General features: G+C 61.6%; 19 protein-coding genes, 2 tRNA genes and 1 pseudogene. 16 read left to right on the top strand and 6 right to left on the bottom strand.

Features of this window, described 5'->3' with window-relative positions:
• Position 1: 1 nt before the first annotated feature.
• The 6 genes from ACE3OH_RS01950 to ACE3OH_RS01925 all read left to right on the top strand — a co-directional run bounded on the left by ACE3OH_RS01950 (position 2) and on the right by ACE3OH_RS01925 (position 6876).
• Positions 2 to 382 (top strand): hypothetical protein, encoded by a 381-nt coding sequence (locus tag ACE3OH_RS01950; RefSeq protein ID WP_374347703.1) that lies wholly within the window; start codon positions 2 to 4, stop codon positions 380 to 382.
• Positions 375 to 2873 (top strand): hypothetical protein, encoded by a 2499-nt coding sequence (locus ACE3OH_RS01945; protein WP_374347701.1) that lies wholly within the window; start codon positions 375 to 377, stop codon positions 2871 to 2873. Before ACE3OH_RS01950 ends, ACE3OH_RS01945 begins: the two co-directional genes overlap by 8 nt.
• A complete protein-coding gene (locus tag ACE3OH_RS01940) occupies positions 2870 to 3730 on the top strand; it encodes a DNA adenine methylase (RefSeq protein ID WP_374347699.1) in 861 nt (286 codons plus the stop codon). Before ACE3OH_RS01945 ends, ACE3OH_RS01940 begins: the two co-directional genes overlap by 4 nt.
• Positions 3727 to 5361 (top strand): DNA primase, encoded by a 1635-nt coding sequence (gene dnaG, locus ACE3OH_RS01935; protein WP_374347697.1) that lies wholly within the window; start codon positions 3727 to 3729, stop codon positions 5359 to 5361. Before ACE3OH_RS01940 ends, dnaG begins: the two co-directional genes overlap by 4 nt.
• Positions 5362 to 5587: 226 nt before the next feature.
• Positions 5588 to 5803, top strand: coding sequence for a DUF4224 domain-containing protein (locus ACE3OH_RS01930; RefSeq protein ID WP_374347695.1), 216 nt, complete (start codon positions 5588 to 5590; stop codon positions 5801 to 5803).
• On the top strand, positions 5776 to 6876 hold the full coding sequence (locus ACE3OH_RS01925) for a tyrosine-type recombinase/integrase (protein ID WP_374347693.1): 1101 nt from the start codon (positions 5776 to 5778) through the stop codon (positions 6874 to 6876). Before ACE3OH_RS01930 ends, ACE3OH_RS01925 begins: the two co-directional genes overlap by 28 nt.
• A gap of 72 nt (positions 6877 to 6948) precedes the next feature.
• Here the strand turns inward: ACE3OH_RS01925 and ACE3OH_RS01920 are convergent.
• A tRNA-Lys gene (locus ACE3OH_RS01920) sits at positions 6949 to 7024 on the bottom strand.
• Between the two features lie 19 nt (positions 7025 to 7043).
• Positions 7044 to 7119 (bottom strand) — tRNA-Lys (locus ACE3OH_RS01915).
• 135 nt (positions 7120 to 7254) lie between these two features.
• On the opposite strand from ACE3OH_RS01915, the gene gloA reads away from it, so the two are divergent.
• Together gloA and nhaA are read left to right on the top strand one after the other, a co-directional pair.
• Entirely contained in the window at positions 7255 to 7656 is a 402-nt protein-coding gene (gene gloA / locus ACE3OH_RS01910; protein WP_374347691.1) for a lactoylglutathione lyase, read from the top strand.
• 9 nt (positions 7657 to 7665) lie between these two features.
• Positions 7666 to 8823 carry a Na+/H+ antiporter NhaA gene (gene nhaA / locus ACE3OH_RS01905; protein WP_374347689.1) on the top strand — a complete coding sequence of 386 codons (1158 nt, stop codon included), beginning with the start codon at positions 7666 to 7668 and terminating at the stop codon, positions 8821 to 8823.
• A gap of 37 nt (positions 8824 to 8860) precedes the next feature.
• Here nhaA and ACE3OH_RS01900 read toward each other — a convergent pair whose 3' ends face one another.
• Entirely contained in the window at positions 8861 to 9517 is a 657-nt protein-coding gene (locus tag ACE3OH_RS01900) for a thiol:disulfide interchange protein DsbA/DsbL (RefSeq protein ID WP_374347687.1), read from the bottom strand.
• Between the two features lie 7 nt (positions 9518 to 9524).
• Positions 9525 to 10250, bottom strand: a complete 726-nt coding sequence (locus ACE3OH_RS01895) for an SPOR domain-containing protein (RefSeq protein WP_374347685.1) — start codon at positions 10248 to 10250, stop codon at positions 9525 to 9527.
• A gap of 322 nt (positions 10251 to 10572) precedes the next feature.
• Between ACE3OH_RS01895 and argH the strand changes: the two genes are divergently transcribed.
• The 4 genes from argH to ACE3OH_RS01875 all read left to right on the top strand — a co-directional run bounded on the left by argH (position 10573) and on the right by ACE3OH_RS01875 (position 15246).
• Positions 10573 to 11964 (top strand): argininosuccinate lyase, encoded by a 1392-nt coding sequence (gene argH, locus ACE3OH_RS01890; RefSeq protein WP_374347683.1) that lies wholly within the window; start codon positions 10573 to 10575, stop codon positions 11962 to 11964.
• A gap of 19 nt (positions 11965 to 11983) precedes the next feature.
• A complete protein-coding gene (hemB, locus tag ACE3OH_RS01885) occupies positions 11984 to 12988 on the top strand; it encodes a porphobilinogen synthase (protein ID WP_374347681.1) in 1005 nt (334 codons plus the stop codon).
• A 71-nt stretch (positions 12989 to 13059) separates the two neighbouring features.
• On the top strand, positions 13060 to 14991 hold the full coding sequence (locus ACE3OH_RS01880; protein ID WP_374347679.1) for a diguanylate cyclase: 1932 nt from the start codon (positions 13060 to 13062) through the stop codon (positions 14989 to 14991).
• Complete coding sequence (locus ACE3OH_RS01875; protein ID WP_374347677.1) at positions 14992 to 15246, top strand: YkgJ family cysteine cluster protein; 255 nt, start codon at positions 14992 to 14994, stop codon at positions 15244 to 15246. It begins immediately after the preceding gene.
• 118 nt (positions 15247 to 15364) lie between these two features.
• Here the strand turns inward: ACE3OH_RS01875 and ACE3OH_RS01870 are convergent, their stop codons facing one another.
• A complete protein-coding gene (locus ACE3OH_RS01870; protein ID WP_374347675.1) occupies positions 15365 to 16165 on the bottom strand; it encodes a DUF6597 domain-containing transcriptional factor in 801 nt (266 codons plus the stop codon).
• 206 nt (positions 16166 to 16371) lie between these two features.
• On the opposite strand from ACE3OH_RS01870, the gene ACE3OH_RS01865 reads away from it, so the two are divergent.
• A complete protein-coding gene (locus ACE3OH_RS01865; RefSeq protein ID WP_374347672.1) occupies positions 16372 to 16764 on the top strand; it encodes a DUF3224 domain-containing protein in 393 nt (130 codons plus the stop codon).
• Positions 16765 to 16777: 13 nt separating this feature from the next.
• Here ACE3OH_RS01865 and ACE3OH_RS01860 read toward each other — a convergent pair whose 3' ends face one another.
• Positions 16778 to 17644: a FecR domain-containing protein gene (locus tag ACE3OH_RS01860; protein ID WP_374347670.1), complete on the bottom strand. Its 867-nt coding sequence runs from the start codon at positions 17642 to 17644 to the stop codon at positions 16778 to 16780.
• A gap of 110 nt (positions 17645 to 17754) precedes the next feature.
• Between ACE3OH_RS01860 and leuS the strand changes: the two genes are divergently transcribed.
• From leuS to ACE3OH_RS01845, 3 genes and pseudogenes are all read left to right on the top strand, one after another.
• A complete protein-coding gene (leuS, locus tag ACE3OH_RS01855) occupies positions 17755 to 20370 on the top strand; it encodes a leucine--tRNA ligase (protein WP_374347668.1) in 2616 nt (871 codons plus the stop codon).
• A 265-nt stretch (positions 20371 to 20635) separates the two neighbouring features.
• Positions 20636 to 21166, top strand: coding sequence for an LPS assembly lipoprotein LptE (lptE, locus tag ACE3OH_RS01850; RefSeq protein WP_374347665.1), 531 nt, complete (start codon positions 20636 to 20638; stop codon positions 21164 to 21166).
• Positions 21167 to 21169: 3 nt separating this feature from the next.
• Positions 21170 to 21586 (top strand): annotated as a pseudogene (locus ACE3OH_RS01845) (DNA polymerase III subunit delta); the annotation flags it as partial.

Raw genomic sequence — 21586 nt, 5'->3', positions numbered from 1 at the left:
CATGACAACACCACGCCCAAAAATCGGCCGCTTGCCGGCCTACGGCAAGGCTTTGCTTGATGCGCGGATGGCTGGCCAGCCGGCTAGCGCGCTTGGTAGCTGTGTGTATGTGCACCTGGACTGCTGGGGTCTGCCTGCCTTGCCTGAGCTGGGCAAGTGGCCGCTGGCGATCAAGGCCGAGGACGAGCCTGCCGCTTTTGACTGGCGGCTGGTGGCCGGGCTGGCCGTGCTGGTGGTGCATAGCGATGCGGCGCCGGCCCGGCTGCAGGCGATCAGCACCGCGCTGCTGGCCGTCAACCCGGCCAGCCTGCATGTGATGAACCGCAAAGCCGGCGAGTACCAGGTGGTGCTGCCGTATCACACGATGACACCCCATGACTGAACACGACCCGCAAGCCGCTTTTGCCGCTGCCTTTGGCATGCAGACTGCCGACGCCACTGATGTGGATTCACTGGCCAATAACGTGCGCGAGAACACCAAACCCGCGGTGGACTGGCTCAAGGCGCAGGGTGTGAGTGATGAGGCGATCGAGCGTGCGCTGCGCAATAAAGCCTTGGGCTACAACGAACGGACTTCGCCCACGGCGCAGCCGGGCGAGCCGCTGCATGGTGGGCCGGCGGTGGCGTTCATCGTGCGCACCCTGAACCCGGGCAAAGTGGTGGCGGTGGACGAGCATTACCTTGATGCGGCCACGGCCGGGCAGGCTATGCGCCGCTTCGGGGCCTACCGCAGCCATGGTTGGACGGCCGATGTGAAATGGATTCACCAGGCGCACACGGTCTACCTGGTGCTATCGCCCTTGGAAGCCTTGGCGGTGGATAGCTGCCGGATTGCCGGCGCCGCCAGTTTTGCCATCCGCAATTACGACGCGATCGACACCATTGATTTCAGCTTTCTGACTGGCAAGTCGGTGCGCATTTGCCTGCCGCACAATGACGCGCTGGACGAAAACAACTGCCGCCCCGGCCTGGTGGCCGCTTGGCGCCTGCATGAGAAGCTGACCGCAAGCGGCGTGTCGGCACTGCTGGTGGATCTCGAAGATTGGGAACCGGGCGAGCGAGTGATTGATTGCCTGAAGACCACCACGCCCGATGTAACAAAGACGGCGCTGCTGAAGCTGGAGCCGTGGTTGATTCCCGGCTTGCCGTCGCATGGTGAATCAAGCCAGTACCGCGAGGGCCGCCGCCGCCTGTATTTGCCGCTACAAGACTGGTCGGTTTACTGGCGCTATCGCGTGACGCCTGACCACACGCAGTATGTGAAGAAGCTGGGCGATGCCAACCCGGACGGCGGCGAGCAACGGATAGAAGAGATCAGCGATATCTGCGGATTTCGCATTGCGGCCATCAGCAAGGTGGCAGTGCAGAGCTATGTGGCGACCACCCAGGGCGTAACCGACACCCAGCAGGATGAATTCTATGCAGTGACGGCACAGACGCCGGCGCATGGCTCGGACCTGCAACGCATCATCGTGCGCTATCCGCAGCTGAACAAGCTGGATATCTGGCCGCGCTTTGGTGCGGTGTATGACCCGCGCATGTTCACCCGCATGGTGAACATCCTGATGCGGTCCACGCAGATCGCCGAGAAGACGGTGGCCAACTATATCGGCCTATGCTGGCGCGATGGCGAGCTGTCGCCATCGGAAGGCAAGGATTGCTATTTCATGGAGCCTGAGAAGCAATCCGCCTATTCGGGCATCCAGTTCCCGCGCGGTACGGTCGAGCAGGCGCGGGCGGTGATCGCGGCGTTTCAATCCACCTTCCGCCGCAACTCGGCCGCCCTGGTGATGGTGTGGACCTTGGGCGCGCACCTGAAAGTTGTCTACGAGTTCTGGCCGCATTTTGAAATGGAAGCGCGCAAGGGATCAGGAAAGTCCACCTTGATCCGTAAGTTTCAGGCCCTGCTGAGCTTGAAAGCGCTGGATACCGATGGGGTAAAGACCGACTACCGGCGCCGCGCCAGCTTTGGCTACAGCAGCCACCCGGTGCTGCTTGATGAAATCAGCCGGATCTCGGTGCAGGAACGCGGCAAGCTCGATGAAGCGCTGCAAAAGTGTTTCGGCTGGTCCTACCTGACTATTGGCACCGAGATGTTGCCGCACCTGTTCAGCACGCCGGTGATGCTGGTCGGTGAGGAGGTCGAGTTTCCCAGCCTGCAGTCCAAGCTGGTGAAAACCAGCATAACCGCTGCCGACCAGGGCGACGAGATACCGAACGGGCTGGCGCCGTTTCCAACCTGGAACTGGCTGCAGTTTCTGGCCAAGGCCGGCCCGGCCGCCCTGCGCGAAGCGTTCGATAAGGCAATGGAAACCTGCCTGGCCAACACGCGCGCCGCCGCGAACGACCCGACCGCCAAGCGGATGATCAAGAACTATGCCGCAGTGCTGGCAGCCTGGCGCCTGTTGTGTGCGTTTGCCGAGATCGACCCGAGCCAGCGCGGGCTAGAAGACGATCTCATTCGCGAGATGAACCACCATATTGCCGAGACCGAAGGCAGCCGGCAGCCATGGGTGGCGATCATGGAAATGCTGCTGTTCGAGCTGGCCAGCGAAGGCGTGGAGTTCCCGCACCGCTGGGGCCGCAGTGACGAGCACGGCGAGCTGCTTTTCCTGCGGCCGGGCGATGTGATGCATTACCTGAGCACCGCCAATCACCTGCGCAACAAGTTCAACGAACTGCCGGTGAAGAGCGGCCGGATTCTCAAGCAACAACTGATGGAGTCGGGCGTGGTGGTGATCGAGGATATCGAGAAGGATTGGCGCGGTAAGCGCATCGGCCATATGCAGGGCATCAGCCTGGACAAGCTGAAACGGTTCGGGCTGGAGGCGACGCCGCACAAGGATCAGGTTTTGGAAGGGGAGGCAGCGTGAGCAAGGTTTCCCGTCCTGTTTTGCGGTACCACGGCGGCAAGTTTCGGTTGGCACCGTGGATCTCGAGCTTCTTCCCTGCGCATCGGGTCTATGTCGAGCCATTCGGCGGCGCTGCCAGCGTACTTATGCACAAGCCGCGATCGCATGCAGAAATCTATAACGATCTGGATTCTGAGCTGGTCAATCTATTCGCGGTTTTGCGTGACGATGGCCGTCGATTGAAGGAAGCATTGCGCCTTACGCCGTTCTCTCGGGCTGAGTTCGAGCTGTCGTACTTTTCAAGCGATTCGCCACTAGAGCAGGCGCGTCGGACGGTGGTGAGAAGCTTTCAGGGTTTCGGCGGCGCTGCAGCGTGTGGCAAGAAAACCGGCTTTCGGGCGAATAGCTCGAGATCCAACACTACGCCGGCGCACGATTGGGTGAACTACCCGGATTGCATTGATGCAATGGTCGAACGATTACGGGGCGTCACACTAGAGAATCGGGACGCGGCATCTGTAATTAGCCAGCACGATGCACCAACAACCCTGATCTACGCGGACCCGCCCTACCCACATATCACGCGGGGGCGTATGGCTAGCCAGCCGGGGTATCGAGCCTATTGCGGCTATCGATACGAAATGGACGATGCGGAGCATGAAGCGCTGGCCAGCGTGTTGCACCAGGCTCGCGGCATGGTCGTTGTATCAGGCTATGCCTGCCCGCTCTATGACGAAGATCTCTACAAAGGCTGGGAACGACACACAAAGAAGGCACTCGCTGATGGGGCGTCCGAGCGAACTGAAGTTTTGTGGATCAACCCAGCGTGCAGCGCTCGGCTGCACGGATCCGGTCTATTCGCGGAGATCGCGGCATGATCCCCGACACATTCATCAATGACTTGCTGCGCCGCCTCGATATCGTCGATGTGATCGACAAGCGCACGCCCTTGAAGAAGGCCGGCCAGAACTACCAGGCTTGCTGCCCATTCCATAAGGAAAAGTCGCCATCGTTCAGCGTAAGCCCGGCCAAGCAGTTCTATCACTGCTTTGGTTGCGGCGCGCACGGCTCGGCGATTGGCTTTGTGATGGAGTTCGATGGTCTGAGCTTCCCTGATGCCGTTGAGAAGCTGGCCGGCACCGTGGGCATGCAGGTACCGGTGGATCGCGCTGCCGATGCCGGCAAGGCGATGACTGGCCGCAAGCAGGCCGGCGGCGCACTGGAGGTGCTGGCCACGGCGGCCCGCTTCTATGCCGGCCGGCTCAAGGCGACGCCCAGGGCGGTGGACTATCTGAAGGGGCGAGGCCTCACCGGTGAGGTGGCGGCCGCATTCTGCTTGGGTTACGCGCCGGACGAGTGGCAGGCCCTGGCGCCGGCTTTCGCCCAGTATGCAAACGATAGCGCCTTGTCGGACGCCGGCATGGTGATCGATAGCGAGCAGGGCCGGCGCTATGACCGGTTCCGCGATCGCATCATGTTCCCCATCCATAACGACCGGGGCGAGGTGATTGGCTTTGGTGGCCGCGTGCTGGACAAGGGCGAGCCGAAATACTTGAACAGCCCGGAAACGGCGCTGTTCAGCAAGGGGCGCGAGCTCTATGGCTTGCACCAGGCCAAGGCCGCCATTCGTGAATCTGGCGTGGTGGTGGTGGTGGAAGGCTATATGGACGTGGTGGCGCTGGCGCAGTACGGGGTGCGCAACGCGGTGGCCACGCTGGGCACCGCCTGCACGCCAGACCATGTGCGCAAGCTGCTTCGCCTGGCCGATCGGGTGGTGTTCTGTTTCGATGGCGATGCAGCTGGCCAGCGCGCCGCCTGGCGTGCCCTGGAAAATGCACTGCCACTGGTACAGGACGGCAAGGCGGTCGAGTTCCTGTTCCTGCCGATCGAGCACGACCCGGATAGCTATGTGCGCCGGCACGGTGCCGCAGGCTTTGCCGCGCTATTGGATCGCGACACCTTCCCGCTGTCGGCGTATTTGTTTCAGACGCTGGCGGGCGATCTGGCCAGTACCGAGGGGCGCGCGGCGTTTGTGAAGGCGGCCGGGGCGCTGGTAAGCCAGGTGCAGGCGCCGGTGCTGCGCACCCTGCTGGTGCGGCGTATGGCTGAGCTGGCGGACTTGCCTGAGTCTGACGTGGCCCGCCTGCTGCCGGCACCGGCCAGTCGCGATGCACGGCCCGAGCGGCCCGGCACGCTGGCGCGGCAGCTGCTGCAGCTGGCGGTTTTCTGCCCGTCGCTCACTGCGAATATGCCTGTCGTCTACACCGGGGAAGGCTCGCCAGATCCGGCGACGGCGGCGCTACAGCGGGTAGCCGATATCGTGGCCGACATGCCGGCCGCGCCGGATAGCCCGCAGCTGATTGAGGCGATGCTGCAAGACGCCCATTTCCCAGCCGTGCGCGCTGCGTTTTTCTCGGCCGTTGAGGCCAACGCCCGTTCCAAGTCTGCCGATATCCGGCGGCGCTGGGGCGAGCTCTTTCCGGCATTGCTGGCCGAGGGGGCACGATGAGCGACGCCCTACCCGCTGACTGGCGAAAAGTGAGCCGCTATTGTCTGCAGCACAGTGTTTCGGGCTGGAAAATCGCGGTAACGGTTCACAGCGGCGTGCCCAGTTTCGATTTATGGCAGCCCCCGACCAGTGCGGATGATCGGGCGCCGTGGTGCTGCCGTGGCTACCACCCGGATCTGGCGGCCGCCGTTCGCAATCATGATCAACTGATGGAGGCCAAGCCCGCATGAGTATGTTTCTGGATCAGCAGGACTTGGTGGTGCTTACCGGGCGCGTGCAGCGACGCCTGCAGGTTGATTGGCTGCGCAAATCGGGTATACCGTTTTTTGTGAACGCTGCCGGCCGGCCTGTGGTGGCGAGGGTGGCTATTGAAGGGCGAGTGCAGGGTGATGCAACGCCGGCGCCGGCTGCCGTTTGGCAATCCAATGCTGCCCGCCGGTAATTTTTCTTTTCTGGAGTCGCAACATCATGGGCAGAAAGCCCTCGAAGAATCTGAACCTGCCGCCGCGTATGCGGGCACGAACCAAGGCGAGCGGCATCACCTATTACTACTACGACGCCGGCGGCAAGCCGCGCCGCGAGATCCCGCTAGGCCCTGACTATGCGCTGGCGGTGAAGAAGTGGGCCGAGCTGGAGATAGACGCCCGGCCGCGCCACATCGAGATCATCACGTTCAAATACGTTGCAGATCGCTACATCCGCGACGTATTGCCGGGCAAAGCACCACGCAGCCAGCGCGACAACATCAAGGAGCTGGCCAAGCTGCTGGAGTTCTTCAACGACCCGCCGGCACCCCTTGACGGCATTCAGCCTCTGGCAATCCGTCAGTACATGGACTGGCGCCGTGATGCGCCGGTCCGGGCCAACCGCGAAAAGGCGCTGTTCAGCCACATTTTCAACAAGGCGCGCGAATGGGGCTATACCGATCGGCCTAACCCCTGCGCAGGCGTGCAGGGCTTCAAGGAGACCGGCCGGGACACTTACGTGGAAGACTCGGTATTCAATGCGGTGCACGCGGCCGCCGATGGCCCGCTGCAGGACGCAATGGACATGGCCTATCTGACTGGCCAGCGGCCGGCCGATACCCTGGCGATTGCGGAAACGGATATTCGTGATGATGTGCTGCATGTGCGCCAGTCAAAAACCGGCAAAAAGGTGCGCATCAAGATCGCGGGCGAATTGGCGGCCGTGGTGCAGCGCATTCGTGCGCGCAAGGCAGGAAAGATCCACGCCCTGAAGCTGATCGTGAACGAGGAAGGCCGGCCTTTGACCTATAGCGCATTGCGCAGCCGCTTTGATCGGGCCCGAGAAGATGCAATCAAGGCGCACCCGGAGCTCGCGACCGAGATCCGGAACTTCCAATTCCGCGATTTGCGCGCCAAGGCCGGTACCGACAAGGCCGAATCAAGCGGTGACATTCGCAAGGCACAGAAGCAGCTGGGACACGCCAATATCGCGATGACTGAGCACTATTTGCGCGAACGAAAAGGCGACATGTCCGACCCTACGCGCTAGGAATTGCGGACCAAACCACCTTTTGCGGACCAAACGAAAAGCGGCTCCCATCGCTGAGAGCCGCTTGAATACTGGTGGGGCGTCACAGATTCGAACTGTGGACCTACGGATTAAGAGTCCGCTGCTCTACCAACTGAGCTAACGCCCCGTGTACTACCGGTTTCCCTTGGTGGGTCGTGCGGGACTCGAACCTGCGACCAACGGATTAAAAGTCCGCTGCTCTACCGACTGAGCTAACGACCCTAGGGAGCCGCGCATTATAGCCATGCTATTTTGCTTGTCAACTCTTTCGGTAAATTCTTTCGCTGTTTGCCGAGAAGTGCATGCGTTGCAGGTAAACTACAGCGCTTGTTCTTCGCCCGCTACAGGAGTCCCGAGATGCGTATTTTGCACACGATGTTGCGAGTAGGCAACCTTGATCGCGCAATTTTGTTTTACACCGAGGTTTTGGGGATGCGTTTGTTGCGCCGCAATGACTATCCGGAAGGCCGTTTTACCCTGGCGTTTGTGGGCTATGGCGCTGAAGCCGAGCAGGCGGTGATCGAACTGACCCATAACTGGGATACCGACCACTATGAACTTGGCAATGCCTTTGGCCATATCGCGGTCGAGGTGGAGGATGCCAAGGCCGCCTGTGAGGCGGTGCGTGCGCGCGGCGGCAAGGTAACGCGCGAGGCCGGACCGATGAAGCATGGCAGCACGGTGATTGCCTTTGTTGAAGACCCGGACGGTTACAAGATCGAGTTTATCGAACGCAAGCCGGCAGCCGCCGCAGCTTGAGGAGCCCGCATGCTGACTACCTTGCAGCGCTTCATCAAGAGTGAATCTGCCGGCGGCCTGGTGCTGGTGGCAGCCACCGTGCTGGCCATGCTGGTAGCCAACGGACCATGGGCAGCAAGCTACCACCAGTTGCTCGGCGTTGTTGCCGGCTCGTCCCATGATTTGTCATCGCAGCCGCTGCTGTTCTGGGTCAACGATGGCCTGATGGCGGTGTTTTTCTATCTGGTGGGGCTTGAGCTCAAGCGCGAGCTGGTCGAGGGCGAGCTGGCCGAACTACGCCAGGCAATGCTGCCCATCATCGCCGCAGTCGGCGGCATGCTGGTACCGGCGCTGATCTACATTGCCTGCACCTATGGCAATAGCCTGTTCCTGCGTGGCTGGGCCATTCCCAGTGCAACCGATATTGCCTTTGCCCTGGGCGTGTTGTCGCTTCTGGGTAGCCGCATTCCACATGGGCTCAAGGTATTCCTGGTGTCGCTGGCCATCATCGACGATATCGGCGCGGTGCTGATCATCGCCCTGTTCTATTCGCACGGGATTGCGCCAGCCTATCTGGGCGGCGCAGCACTTTGCCTGCTGCTCATGGCGGTGTTGAACTGGCGCGGTGTCGGACACTTTTTTGCCTATCTGCCGATCAGCCTGCTGCTGTGGTACTGCGTGCTCAATAGCGGCGTGCACGCCACGCTGGCCGGGGTGGTGGCAGCATTTTTCATTCCGATGCGCAGCCGCAATGGCAAGCAACCGCTCAAAGCACAGGAAGAACGACTGCATGGCCCGGTAGCCTTTTTCATCCTGCCGGTATTTGCGTTCTGCAATGCCGGCATACCGCTGGCCGGGCTCAGCCTCGCCAGCCTGGCAGAGCCGGTGCCATTGGGTATTGGTCTCGGTCTGTTACTGGGCAAGCAACTTGGCGTATTCAGTTTTGCCCTGCTGGCGGTAAAGGCCCGCCTGGCGCGACTGCCTGCCGGGGTCGGCTGGCTCGATATTCATGGTGTGGCGGTGTTGTGCGGCATCGGCTTTACCATGAGCTTGTTCATCACCGGCCTTGCGTTTGACGGGCATGGCGCAGTATTGGGCGCAACCAGCCGGCTGGCGATTCTGGTCGCTTCCATCCTGTCGGCGGTAACCGGCTATCTCTTGCTGGCGCACCATCGCCGGATTCGCTGACCAGGCCATGCGCCAGCTGCAGCGCATGGCCTGGCACTCAGTTTGGCTGTAGCGCCGGCTTTGCAGCATTTGGCTGCAGGCTGATCAGCTGATTGATCACCTCGAAGGTGCGTACTTCGCTCTGCAGCTTCACCGGCGAGGTCTTGTAGCGGCCATTGACAATGAATTCCGGCACGCCATCGATGCCGGCAGCACGGGTCTGCTGGATCTGGCGTTGCATGCCGGCATCGGCAGCGCTCGACTTGTAGGCCGCCTCAAATCGGGCGCGATTGATGCCCTGCTTGGCAATCCAGTCGAACAAGGTTGCCTCGTCGCGCAGCTCGATATGCTTGACCTGGATGGCGTCGAATACCTTGGGGGTCATGCTGTCCACCAGGCCTAGCGTCTTCAGCGCCACGAACAGCCGCGCATGCCCCCCCCAGCTGCTATTGCCGGCGAACATGGCGTGTTCGCGGCGGAACACCACATTGGCTGGCAGGCGCTTGGCCCAGGCTTCTACCTGCGGCTCGACCGAAAAGCAGTGCGGACAGCCATACCAGAAGAACTCCACCACTTCGACCTTGCCCGGCGCCTCGCTGCTGATGGGCGCGGGCAAGACGTCGTAATCGATACCTTCGCGCAGATCAGCCGCGCCGGCGGGCAGATAACTCAAGCATCCCAAGACAACAGTGAGGACCAGGGCGGGCAGGCGCATCAATACCTCAATTCTTCACGATGCTGGAATCAACACCATTGGCCCGGAGCTGACCGCGTACCCGGTCGATATCCTCAGCCTTGGCCAATGGGCCGATGCGCACCCGGTGGATAATGCCCTTGTCGGCCACTTCCGAGGACTGGATTGACGCTTCCAGACCCATCAGAGCCAGCTTGGCCTTCATATTGTCGGCATCGGTCTCGTTCTGGAACGCGCCAGCTTGCAGGTATACCCCCTTAGGCGGTGCCACAACCGGTGCGGCAGCTTCCGGTTTGACCGGCGCAGGCTTGCCGGCATCCTTGCCTGCCAGCATGTCGTAAAAACAGAAGCGATCACCGGTCGGGCAGTTGGCCGGGTCATTGGACTTGGCCGGATTGGCATTGCCGGCCGGCGGCTTGGTGGCAGCATCTCCGGGATTAGCGGGATTAGCAGCCGCACCAGTATCACCCGGCGGCAGATTGGTCGGCGCCACCAGCGGAGCGACCACGCCCGGCGGCTTGGGTGGGGTATTGGTGCCGGCAACCGGTGGTGGCGTAACCGGCACCTTGCCGGCAAAGGGATTGGGCGCCCGGTTCAGATACAGGGCTGCCGCCACCGCAATGGCAACCCCAAGACACAAGCCGATCAGCAGGCCGGCAAATACCGAGCTGCCGCCGCCACCACTGCGGGCGTTGCTGCGGCTGCCGCCATTGCCGGAGGGCTTCTTGCCGCTTTGTTTGTAATCCTTGCTCATGTGCACTTGCCTGTCTAAGCCACGGATCGGGCCATATGAATCGGCGCATTATAACCATGGCAAGGACATCGGCATGCCTGTCATGGGCTCGCCACCAGCACCGCCGCGCCTTCCCCAATGCCTGAGCTTGCAGGCCGGGCTTGCCTGCCCCTGGCTATCCACTGCGCATGGCAGCCTAAGCTGTTGTTTATTTGTGTTGTTTTTCCGGCACCGCGTGATGCCACGCGGTCCGGCAAGGGCGAAACAGCAGTTTATTGCGCGCTGCGGCAAAATTCCCCTTCCCTTATACTTGCCGGATTCTTCCAATCCAGATGTGGGCAGCATGCAAGACGATACGCAGAAAACCTGGTCGGGCCGCTTTTCCGAGCCCGTTTCCGAGTTGGTCAAACGCTATACCGCCTCGGTTTCCTTTGACCGGCGACTCGCTGAATTCGACGTGCAAGGCTCGCTGGCCCACGCACAAATGCTCAACAAGGTCGGCGTGCTGTCCGATGTTGATCTGAAAGCCATTGTCGATGGCATGTCGGCCATCCTCAACGATATTCGTGAAGGACACTTCGAGTGGTCGCTCGATCTCGAAGATGTGCATATGAATATCGAAAAGCGTCTGACCGATCGCATTGGCGACGCCGGCAAGCGCCTGCATACCGGCCGTAGCCGCAATGACCAGGTCGCCACCGATATCCGCCTGTGGCTGCGCCATGAGATCGATGGCCTGGTACTGCTGGCCGAAGACTTGCAGCACGCCCTGATCAATCTGGCTGAAGCGCATGCCGAAACGGTGATGCCGGGCTTTACCCATTTGCAGGTGGCCCAGCCGATTACCTTTGGCCACCATCTGATGGCCTATGTGGAAATGCTCGCCCGCGATGTCGAGCGGCTCAGGGATGTGCGCAAGCGGGTCAACCGCCTGCCGCTGGGCGCCGCTGCGCTGGCCGGCACCAGCTACCCGATCGATCGCGAGTTCGTGGCGCGCCAGCTCGGCTTTGACGAGGTCTGCTACAACTCGCTCGACGCGGTCAGCGATCGCGATTTCGCCATCGAATTCACCGCTGCCGGCGCGCTGATCATGACCCATCTGTCGCGCCTGTCGGAAGAGCTGGTGCTGTGGATGAATCCGCGCTTCGGCTTTATCGATATGGCGGATCGCTACTGCACCGGCTCCAGCATCATGCCGCAGAAAAAGAACCCCGATATCCCCGAGCTGGTGCGCGGCAAGACCGGCCGGGTCAATGGCCACCTGATGGCCCTGCTTACCCTGATGAAGGCGCAGCCGCTGGCTTACAACAAGGACAATCAGGAAGACAAGGAACCCTTGTTCGACACCGTCGACACCCTGGTCGCCACCTTGCGCATTGCCGCCGACATGATGCGCGGCGTCGTGGTCAAGCCAGAAGCCATGCGCCGTGCGGTCAAGCAGGGTTATGCCACCGCCACCGATCTGGCCGACTATCTGGTCAAGAAGGGCCTGCCGTTCCGCGATGCCCACGAGGCCGTGGCGCGCGCAGTGCGTTACGCCAGCGAGCAGCGCAAGGATCTGGCCGAGCTGAGCCAGGTAGAGCTGGGCATCTTCTCGCCGCTGATCGGCCCCGATATCTTCGACGTACTGACGCCGGAGGGCTCGCTGGCCAGCCGCGACCATATCGGCGGCACTGCGCCACGCCAGGTTCGCTTGGCCATTGCCCGCGCCCGCGCCCGCCTCAGCGCAGCCTGACCTTCCCACGGACCACCCCATGCACAGCAACCGCGCCTTCCCCGCCTATCGCCCACGCCGCATGCGTCACGACGAATTCAGCCGTCGCCTGATGCGCGAGAATGTGTTGACCGCCAATGATCTGATCTGGCCGGTATTCGTACTCGATGGCACAGGCAAGCGAGAACAGCCAGTCAGCTCCATGCCGGGCGTTAGCCGCCTGAGCCTGGAGAGCCTGCTGCCGCAGGCCGAGGCCGCGGTAAAGCTGGGTATTCCGGCAATCGCGCTGTTTCCGGTGATCGAGGGCAACAAGACCGACGATGGCCGTGCCGCCTACGATGCGCAGGGCTTGATCCCGACAGTGATCCGCGCACTCAAGCAGCGGTTTCCCGAGCTGGGCCTGATTGCCGATGGTGCGCTCGACCCGTATACCAGCCATGGTCAGGATGGCCTGATCGACGCCGGCGGCTATGTGCTCAATGACGAGACGGTCGAGGTGCTGGTCAAGCAGGCGCTATGCAATGCCGAAGCCGGTGTCGATATCATCGCCCCCAGCGATATGATGGACGGACGCATTGGCGCCATCCGCCAGGGCCTCGATGCAGCGGGCCATATCCACACCCGCATCATGGCCTACTCAGCCAAGTATGCGTCGAGCTACTACGGCCCGTTCCGCGATGCGCTCGGTTCGGCCGCCAATCTCGGCAAGAGCAATAAATACAACTACCAGATGGACCCGGCCAACTCCGACGAGGCGCTGCACGAGGTGGCGCTGGATCTGGCCGAAGGCGCCGATATGGTGATGGTGAAGCCGGGACTGCCGTATCTCGACATTGTGCGGCGGGTAAAAGATGAATTCCGCACACCCACCTTTGTGTATCAGGTGTCAGGTGAGTACGCCATGATCAAGGCGGCCGCGCAAAACGGCTGGCTGGACGAGCGCGCAGTGGCCATGGAAGCGCTGATCGCCATGAAGCGTGCCGGTGCCGACGGGATACTGAGCTATTTTGCGCCACAGGCAGCGCGCTGGCTGCAAGAAGCCTGATGCAACCGCGCTTGGGCGGGTTGGCCGGCGGATTCCTATAATCCCCGGTATTGCGGTGTCGCCCGAGCGCCATGCCCCTCTTTACCTCCCTTTATCGCCGAACCCTGAAGCCCACCTCCGAATGGCTGGGCTTTCTGCGCGAACGTCCGCGCACGGTGGCCTTGCTGATCATCGCTGGCGGTATGCTGGCGGCGGCGATCTTCTGGGAGCTGCGCCAGTCCTATATCGAAACGCGCACCGCCATCATGCTGGGCTCGCAGCACCTGTCGCTGCTGCTCAAGGAACAGCTCGATGGCAGCTACCGCGAGATCGATCTGGTACTGCGCGATCTGGCGGGCAAGGTGCCGGCGCAGCGACTCGCTCATTTGCGCGATCTGCCACTGGCAGAACGCCGGGCGCTCAGCGAGATGCTCGACGAGCATGTGCCGTCGATTCCGCAGGTCGAGACCCTGGCAGTGATGACGCCGGATGGCAGCACCATGCTGACCGCGCAAAGCGTGCGCCCGGCGCGCAGTGAGTTTCGCGAGTACATCCAGCAACTACGCGATAACCCCGGCCTCGCCCTGGTGTTTTCCAAGCCGCTCAAATTGGGCCCGGGGCGCGAGCTCAGTTTTATCTTCGCCCGCCGGGTCAGCTTGCCCGATGGCAAGCTTGGCGGCGTGGTGACCGCCATCATCAGCCTCGATTACTTCAACCAGCTGGCGCGGCGGCTGGAGAGCAGCAAGGATGCCGCATTCCAGAATGACTTCCTGCTGCTCGACAAGGACATGCTGCTGGTAGGCCACCAGCCCGAAACACCGGGCCAGATCGGCATTTCGGCGCCACAGGCCGAGCATCTCAATGACTGGACCGACGGCCATGGGCGCGGCTACCGCATCATGCCCTCACCGTTCGATCGGGTCAGCCATGGCTACTACTTCCACCGGCTGGAGAATTTCCCCTTGATCGTGATGGTGGGCACGCCGGTGGCGCCGTTTATGCAAGGCTGGTGGTTCAAGGCGCTGGCCTATATTGCCGCCTACCTGTTGCTGATGCTGTTCATGCCGGCAATGGCCTGGCGCAGCTGGCGCGAAGGGCAGCTGGCGCTGGCCATCAGCTTCAGCCAACACCGGCGCAAGCTGCAGGACCAGCATATCGCCAGGATGGTCGGCATGATGACTCGCCCCTTGCTGCTGGTGCGCGAGCGCGACCTGACCATTCTGGTCGCCAACCAGGCGGCTGCCAATCTGGTGGCGCGGCCGCTGGACGAGCTGACCGGCCTGCCCCTGCCCAGCCTGTTCCTGCGCGCTGAACATCAGGTCGATATCCTGGCCGAGCTGGCCGAGCATCAGGTGGTGAATGACTATGAGCTGAAATTCCTGCGCGGCAACGACGCGCCGGTATGGGTGGCGCTGTCCGGCTCGGTGATCGAATACCTGGACGACCACGCCTTGTTTTTCAGCCTCACCGATATCAGCGAGCGCAAACAGGCGCAGGAAACCCTGTGGCGGCGCGCCACCCTGGACCCGTTGACCGGCGTGGCCAATCGTGGATTTTTCCTCGAGCAGGCCTTGCGCGAATGGGTGCGCGCCCATCGCTACCAGCACCAGCTGGCGGTGCTGATGCTCGACCTTGACCACTTCAAGGCGGTCAACGACGAACACGGCCACGATGCCGGCGATGAGGTGCTGCGCAGCTTTGCCGACCGCATGCACAAGGCTTTGCGCGAAACCGATGTATTCGGCCGCATCGGTGGCGAGGAGTTTGCCGTGCTGATGCCGGAAGAGCGCAGCGTCCAGGTGGTGATGGAAGTGGCAGAGCGCCTGCGCCAGTGCGTGGCCAGTCAGCCCTTTATCTTGCCCGATGGCGTGGCACTGCCGCTGACAGTCAGCATCGGCTGCGCCATGATGCAGCCGGATATGGAAAGCATCGATCAATTGCTCAAAGAGGCCGACCGTGCCTTGTACGACGCCAAGCACGGCGGGCGCAACCGGGTGGTGTGTCGCGACCCGCAGGAAAACTGAATGGATTGTCGTCTCGGCTGCGCCGCTTGCTGCATCGCCCCATCAATTTCATCACCGATTCCCGGCATGCCGGATGGCAAGCCGGCCGGCGTGCGCTGCGTGCAGCTCGATGACCAGAACTTGTGCAAACTGTTTGGCCGGCCGGAGCGGCCGGCGGTGTGCGGCTCTTTACCGCCTTCGGTGGAAATGTGTGGTACCAGCCAAGAACAAGCCTTGCGCTATCTCACATGGTTAGAACAGGTGACTGGTGACTGAACGCCAGATTGCTCATTTCTTTTAGGTAGAACGGTACATTGGTTCGCCTTGTCGATCCCGCACCACGAATGACGTTAAACATTGTCGGCTTGGCTGGCAATGGATGATGGCAAGGCCGTTACCGCGCCCGATACTCGCCTGGCGTCATGCCCACTATCTGGCGAAAGTCCTTGCTGAAATGAGCCTGATCGAAATAGCCCAGCGTCAGGGCGAAATCGACCCAATCCACAGCATCCTGGCCATTCAGGCGCTCAAGTGCCTCGTGCAGACGATAGCGTTGAATCATCCACTTGGGACCGATACCAACGTAGGTGCGGAACAACTGTTGCAGAGCGCGCTTGCTTAGTCCTGCCAGTTCGCACAATTCATCCACGCGGGTCGTGGCAGCTTGAGCGAGGATGTGGGCAACCAAGCGCTCAACCAAGGCTGTGTTCGGATCGAGGGCTGGCAGGCGGGCCAACAGAAAGCGCTCGACGGCAAACATGCGCTGCTCAATGGTCGATTCGCCAAGAATCGTGTCGTTCAACTGGGCGCCGGCCCTGCCAAATACGGCGTCGATAGGCAGCGTCCGATCGGTCAGTTGAATAATTGGCCACGGGGCATAGGGAAAGAAGCCACCGGGACGGAATTTGATACCAAACACCTGACCGGTACCCATCAAAGTACGGCTGAAACGACCGCGATGAACTCCCCCAACCTCGGCGGCTTTGCCCGCTTCGAACACGATATGCACACTGGGATGCGGTAAGGTCTGTACCACTTGCGGCGAGCTAGCCGATAAGTCCCAACTCACTGACCAGAAATGTTCGACAAAGGGTCGCAGCATTGCACTGGGCAGGAAGCGGACATGCGAGTGTGGCGCGCCCTGGATGATCCCGCGCGGCGACCCGGCTTTTTCCCTTGTCAGCAGATAGTCCATGCGTGTTTTTACAATACGTCCACCGGGCCAGTCACTATCGTGCGTGCTTGTTTTTCAGGACGCCAGCCATGAGTCGATCTACGCCAGTCATCCGCGCCCTATGCCTGTGCCTGCTATGCGCAGGCGCGAATCACACAGCACTGGCCACTAATGTCGCCACACGTGTATCCACCCCGCCTACCACTGCCTTGGGAGCCAGCAAAACCATGCATACCGTTACTGGTACTTTTGACATCAAACTAACCCCCTCTCCAGTCAAGGAAGGTGCGCGTATTGCGCGCATGAGTTTCAGCAAGGAATTTCAAGGCCAGATGCGCGGCAGCAGCAGCGGCGAGATGCTGGCGGTTGGAACGTCTACGTCCGAGGCCGGCGCCTATGTGGCGATCGAGTGGGTCATTGCCAGTCTTGACGGCAAGCAGGGCAGTTTTGCCCTGCATCACAATGGCACTAAACAGCACGGGCAATCGCGCATGGATATTGCTGTTGTTCCCGACTCGGGCAGTGCTGATCTGACAGGTATCGCCGGCCAGTTCGAAATCCGCATTGAGGGCGGAAAGCACTACTACCGATTTGATTACACCCTGCCCGAAACGCGATGACTGGAGGCCCGGGTCAGCGACCCACGACAGCGTCAGGCACATCAAACTCGGCTTTAAGCCGGGCGCCAAGCGCCGTGGCGTCGTCACGGCTGGCCAGCCCATCGAGTTTGATCGCCAGCTTGCCATTGGCGACCGGCCGGATGCGCGCATCAAAGCCGGCATTGCGCAGCTTGTCATACCAGGCCAGCGCGTCTTCCTGCTTGTCCACCTTGGCCAGTGTCAGGCTCCAGCGCCCGCCGGCCTTGGCCAGGCCGGCACCGGGCCGGGTTTCGGTCTGCGGCGCCCAGTCGTCCCTGACTTTGGCCGGATCAACCTTGGCAACCGGCAGCGAGGGTTTGCCCTTGGGGGCGACATAGAAGTCATACGGCTGATCCAGCGTGGTGAAGCCGGCCTCGCCATCGCGCTGTACGCTGATATTGCCCTCCAGCAGGCAAACCAGGTCTTTCTCGTTATCGGCCTTGCCCCACAGATCGGTACCGCGAATGCCGGCGGTGACCGTGGCGATATGCACATCGATCTCGCGCTGGCGCGGCTTGGAAATCAGGCCGGTGGTAAAGCGGAACGCGCCTTTGAGCACATTGAGCGCGGCAGTAAACGGTGTCTTGCGGCCATCCGAGCCATTGAGGCTGTCGAGACGGAACAGCGCGTCTTCACCCAGCTTGACCTGGCTGCCTTCGGGCAGGGTCAACAACACGCGGGCGCCGGCGCCGGTGTGGATGATATCGCTGCTTTGCAAGGTGGCGCCGGGCGCCAAGGGCCGCATCTGACCATCGCGCTCCAGCCAGGCCGGCATATTGACCGCGGCGACCGTGGTGGCAGCGGCTTGAACCAGGGAAGAGAGCAGGGCGGCCAGCAATACCGCAGACCAGGATGCACGCATGGGATGTCCTTTGAAACGTGTAAGGAGGAAGCGCTCAGTTATAATCGCCGCTTTGCCACGTTGCGATGCCAGTACTGTGGGCCGCGACACCGCTATCAGGATAGCTCAGCATGCAAGACCAATACCGCCCAGCCGATGTCGAAGCCGCCGCCCAGCAACACTGGCAGGCGCGCGATGCCTATCGCGTCGTGGAAGACGCCAACAAACCCAAATACTACGCCTGCTCGATGCTGCCCTACCCATCTGGCCGCCTGCATATGGGTCATGTGCGCAACTACACCATCAACGATATGTTGGCCCGCCATCTGCGCATGAAGGGCTTCAATGTGCTGATGCCGATGGGCTGGGATGCCTTCGGCCTGCCGGCCGAGAACGCCGCCATCGCCTATGGCAAGCCGCCAGCCGAGTGGACCTACGCCAATATCGCCGATATGAAGTCGCAGATGCAGCCACTGGGCCTGGCATTCGACTGGTCGCGCGAAGTGGCTACGTGCGATCCGGCCTATTACAAGTGGAACCAATGGCTGTTCCTCAAGTTGCTGGAAAAAGGCATCGCCTACAAGAAGACGCAGGTGGTGAACTGGGACCCGATCGACCAGACCGTGCTGGCCAACGAGCAGGTGGTGGACGGCCGCGGCTGGCGCTCCGGCGCCATCGTGGAAAAGCGCGAGATTCCCGGTTACTACTTCGGCATTACCCAGTACGCCGACCAGCTGCTTGACGATATCGACGACAAGCTGACCGGCTGGCCCGATATGGTGCGCGCCATGCAGCGCAACTGGATCGGCAAGAGCGAAGGCGTGCGCTTTGCCTTTGCCCACGACATCACCGATGCCGACGGCAAGCTGGTGAACGATGGCCAGCTGTGGGTATTCACCACCCGCGCCGACACCATCATGGGTGTCACCTTCTGCGCGGTGGCGGCCGAACACCCGCTCGCCAAGCGCGCCGCCGAACTGAAACCGGCGCTGGTCGACTTTATCGAAGAATGCAAAAAGGGTGGCACCACCGAAGCGGAACTCGCCACCCAGGATAAAAAAGGCCAAGCGACCGGCCTGTTCGTCACCCACCCGCTCACTGGCGAGCAAGTGGAGGTGTGGATCGGCAACTATGTGCTGATGAGCTATGGCGACGGCGCGGTAATGGGCGTACCAGCCCATGACGAGCGCGACTTTGCCTTTGCCAACAAGTACGGCATTGCCATCAAGCAAGTGGTGGCGGTGGAGGGTGAAGCCTTCGATTCGACCGTTTGGGCCGAATGGTATGGCGACAAGTCGCGTGGCAAGACGGTGAACTCGGGCAAGTACGACGGCCTGGCTTACAAAGCCGCCGTGGACGCAGTGGCAAGCGATCTGGTCGCCAAGAGCATCGGCGAGAAGAAAACCACCTGGCGCCTGCGCGATTGGGGTATCTCGCGCCAGCGCTACTGGGGCACGCCGATCCCGATCATTCACTGCGAATGCTGTGGCGATGTGCCGGTGCCTTACGATCAGCTGCCAGTAGTGCTGCCGACCGACTGCGTGCCCGATGGCTCGGGTAACCCGCTGAACAAGCGCGAAGACTTTCTGAATGTCGATTGCCCGAAATGCGGCAAGCCGGCAAAGCGCGAAACCGACACCATGGATACCTTTGTCGATTCGAGCTGGTATTTCATGCGCTATTGCGACCCCAAGCTCGATGGCGCCATGGTTGGCGACGGTAGCGCCTACTGGATGAAGGGTGGCATGGACCAGTATATCGGCGGTATCGAACACGCCGTGCTGCACCTTCTGTACGCCCGCTTCTGGACCAAGGCCATGCGTGACCTTGGCCTGATCAATATCGACGAGCCGTTCAAGAACCTGTTCACCCAGGGCATGCTGCTGAACGAATCGTTCTACCGCGAAGAAGCCAGCGGCAAGAAGACCTGGTACTACCCTAACGAAGTGGAAGTGGCGCACGACGACAAGGGTCGCCCGCTCTCCGCCATCCTCAAGGCCGATGGCCAGCCGGTGATCATGGGCGGCATCGAGAAGATGTCCAAGTCCAAGAACAATGTGGTGGAACCGAAGGACATCATCGCCCGCTTCGGCGCCGACACCGCTCGCCTGTTCACCATGTTTGCCGCGCCGCCCGAGCAAAGTGCCGCCTGGAGCGATTCGGGTGTGGAAGGTGCCTCGCGCTATCTGCGCCGCCTGTGGTCCTTTGCCTACAAGCAGGCCGAGGCCATCAAGGCGGCTGGCCCGATTGCCGATGGCCTCGACAAGGATGCCAAGGCGCTGCGTTTCGAGGTGCATACCACCCTCAAGCAGATCAATAGCGACTACGAACGCCTGCAATACAACACGGTGGTGTCGGGCTGCATGAAGCTGTTGAATGCGCTGGAAGGCTTCAAGGGCGAAGCGCCTACCGTGCTGCGCGAAGGCATGGGTATCTTGCTGCGCGCGCTTTACCCGGTATCGCCGCATATTGCCCACGCCCTGTGGCTTGAGCTGGGCTATGCCGGCGAGATCATCGACGCCGCCTGGCCGGAGCCACTGGCCGATGCGCTGACCCAGGACGAAGTGACCCTGGTGGTGCAGATCAACGGCAAGCTGCGCGGCGAAATTGCCGTGCCGGCCGGCGCCGACCGCGCTGCCATCGAGCAGATCGCCTTGGCCAACGCCAATGTGCAGCGCTTCCTCGAAGGCGCCACACCGAAGAAGGTGGTGGTGGTGCCGGGTCGCCTGGTGAATCTGGTGGTGTGAGTCTTGCTGGCAAACTAGCACGCAAGCAGCATTTCAACCTGTATGGCCGGTCCCGGGAAAACCGGGACTTAGGCGACCGTGAGTAGGCAATTGATCCTTCGCTGTGTTATTCCTTCCCCGCTGCCGCGGGGGAACCGCGCCAATGGCGCGACAGCGGACTTGATCGATATTGTTCCGGCTACGTTTGTGCGCAGGTCTGGCAATTGACTATCTGGCACGACATTGCTCCCTTACTTCTGGCAAGAAACTTGAGAAGTCCATCACCATGACCTGCATGCGCCGCTCTGTGTTGCTCCTTGCCCTGCTCACCACCGCCTGCGGTTTTCACCTGCGCGGCGTAGGCGGGGAGAGCAGTTTTCCGTTTGCCAGTTTGCGGGTGGCGGTAGCCGCTGGCGGGGTTGGCGACATCATCCAGCGGCAGCTGTCGCTGCAGCCCACGCTGCGGCTGGTACCGGCTGATCCGGCCGATGCACTGCTGACCATTGAAGAGCGACCACTGGACAAGCAGATTCTCACCGTAAACCGCTACGGTCGGGCCAGCGAGTACCAGCTCAACTATCGGGTGCGCTTTGCCTTGTCGGTGCAGGGGCGCGAGTGGATTTATCCCACTGTGCTGACCCTGCACCGCGATTACGCCTTCAATGAGAGCAATCCACTGGGTACCGAGGCCGAGGAGGCCTTGTTGATGCGCGATATGCGCCTCGATGCCGCCCAGCAGATCATCCGCCGCCTGGCCGCCGCCAAGGCCCCGGCGATGACCGATGTGCAACCGGCCGCCAGCCAGCCGGCCCCCTGAATCGTGCAACTGCGTCCGGCTGACCTCGCTACCCATCTTGCCGCTGGCCGGCTGGCAAGCATCTACGTCGTTCATGGCGAAGAGGCGCTGGTCGCGCTGGAGTGCGCCCAGCAGATCCGCGATGCGGCGCGCAAGGCCGGATTCAACGAGCGGGAAGTGCTGACCGTCGAGCCCGGCTTCAAATGGAATGAGCTGGCAGCTGCCGGCCAGGCCATCTCGCTGTTTGCCGAACAAAAGCTGATCGAATTGCGCATCCCCAGCGGCAAGCCCGGCACCGAAGGAGGCGAAGCGCTGCAACAGTATGCCGCCAGCGCCCCGGCCGACAATGTGCTGCTGGTGCAATTGCCCAAGCTCGACAAGCCGCAGCTATCAGCCAAGTGGTTTACCGCGCTGCAAGAGGCAGGTGCCAGCCTGGCCTGC

Source organism: Chitinimonas sp., from assembly GCF_041904975.1.
Taxonomy (GTDB): Bacteria; Pseudomonadota; Gammaproteobacteria; order Burkholderiales; family Chitinimonadaceae; genus Chitinimonas.
Note: the sequence above shows the minus strand (reverse complement) of the source record. Positions and strands in the feature narration are given on the sequence as shown.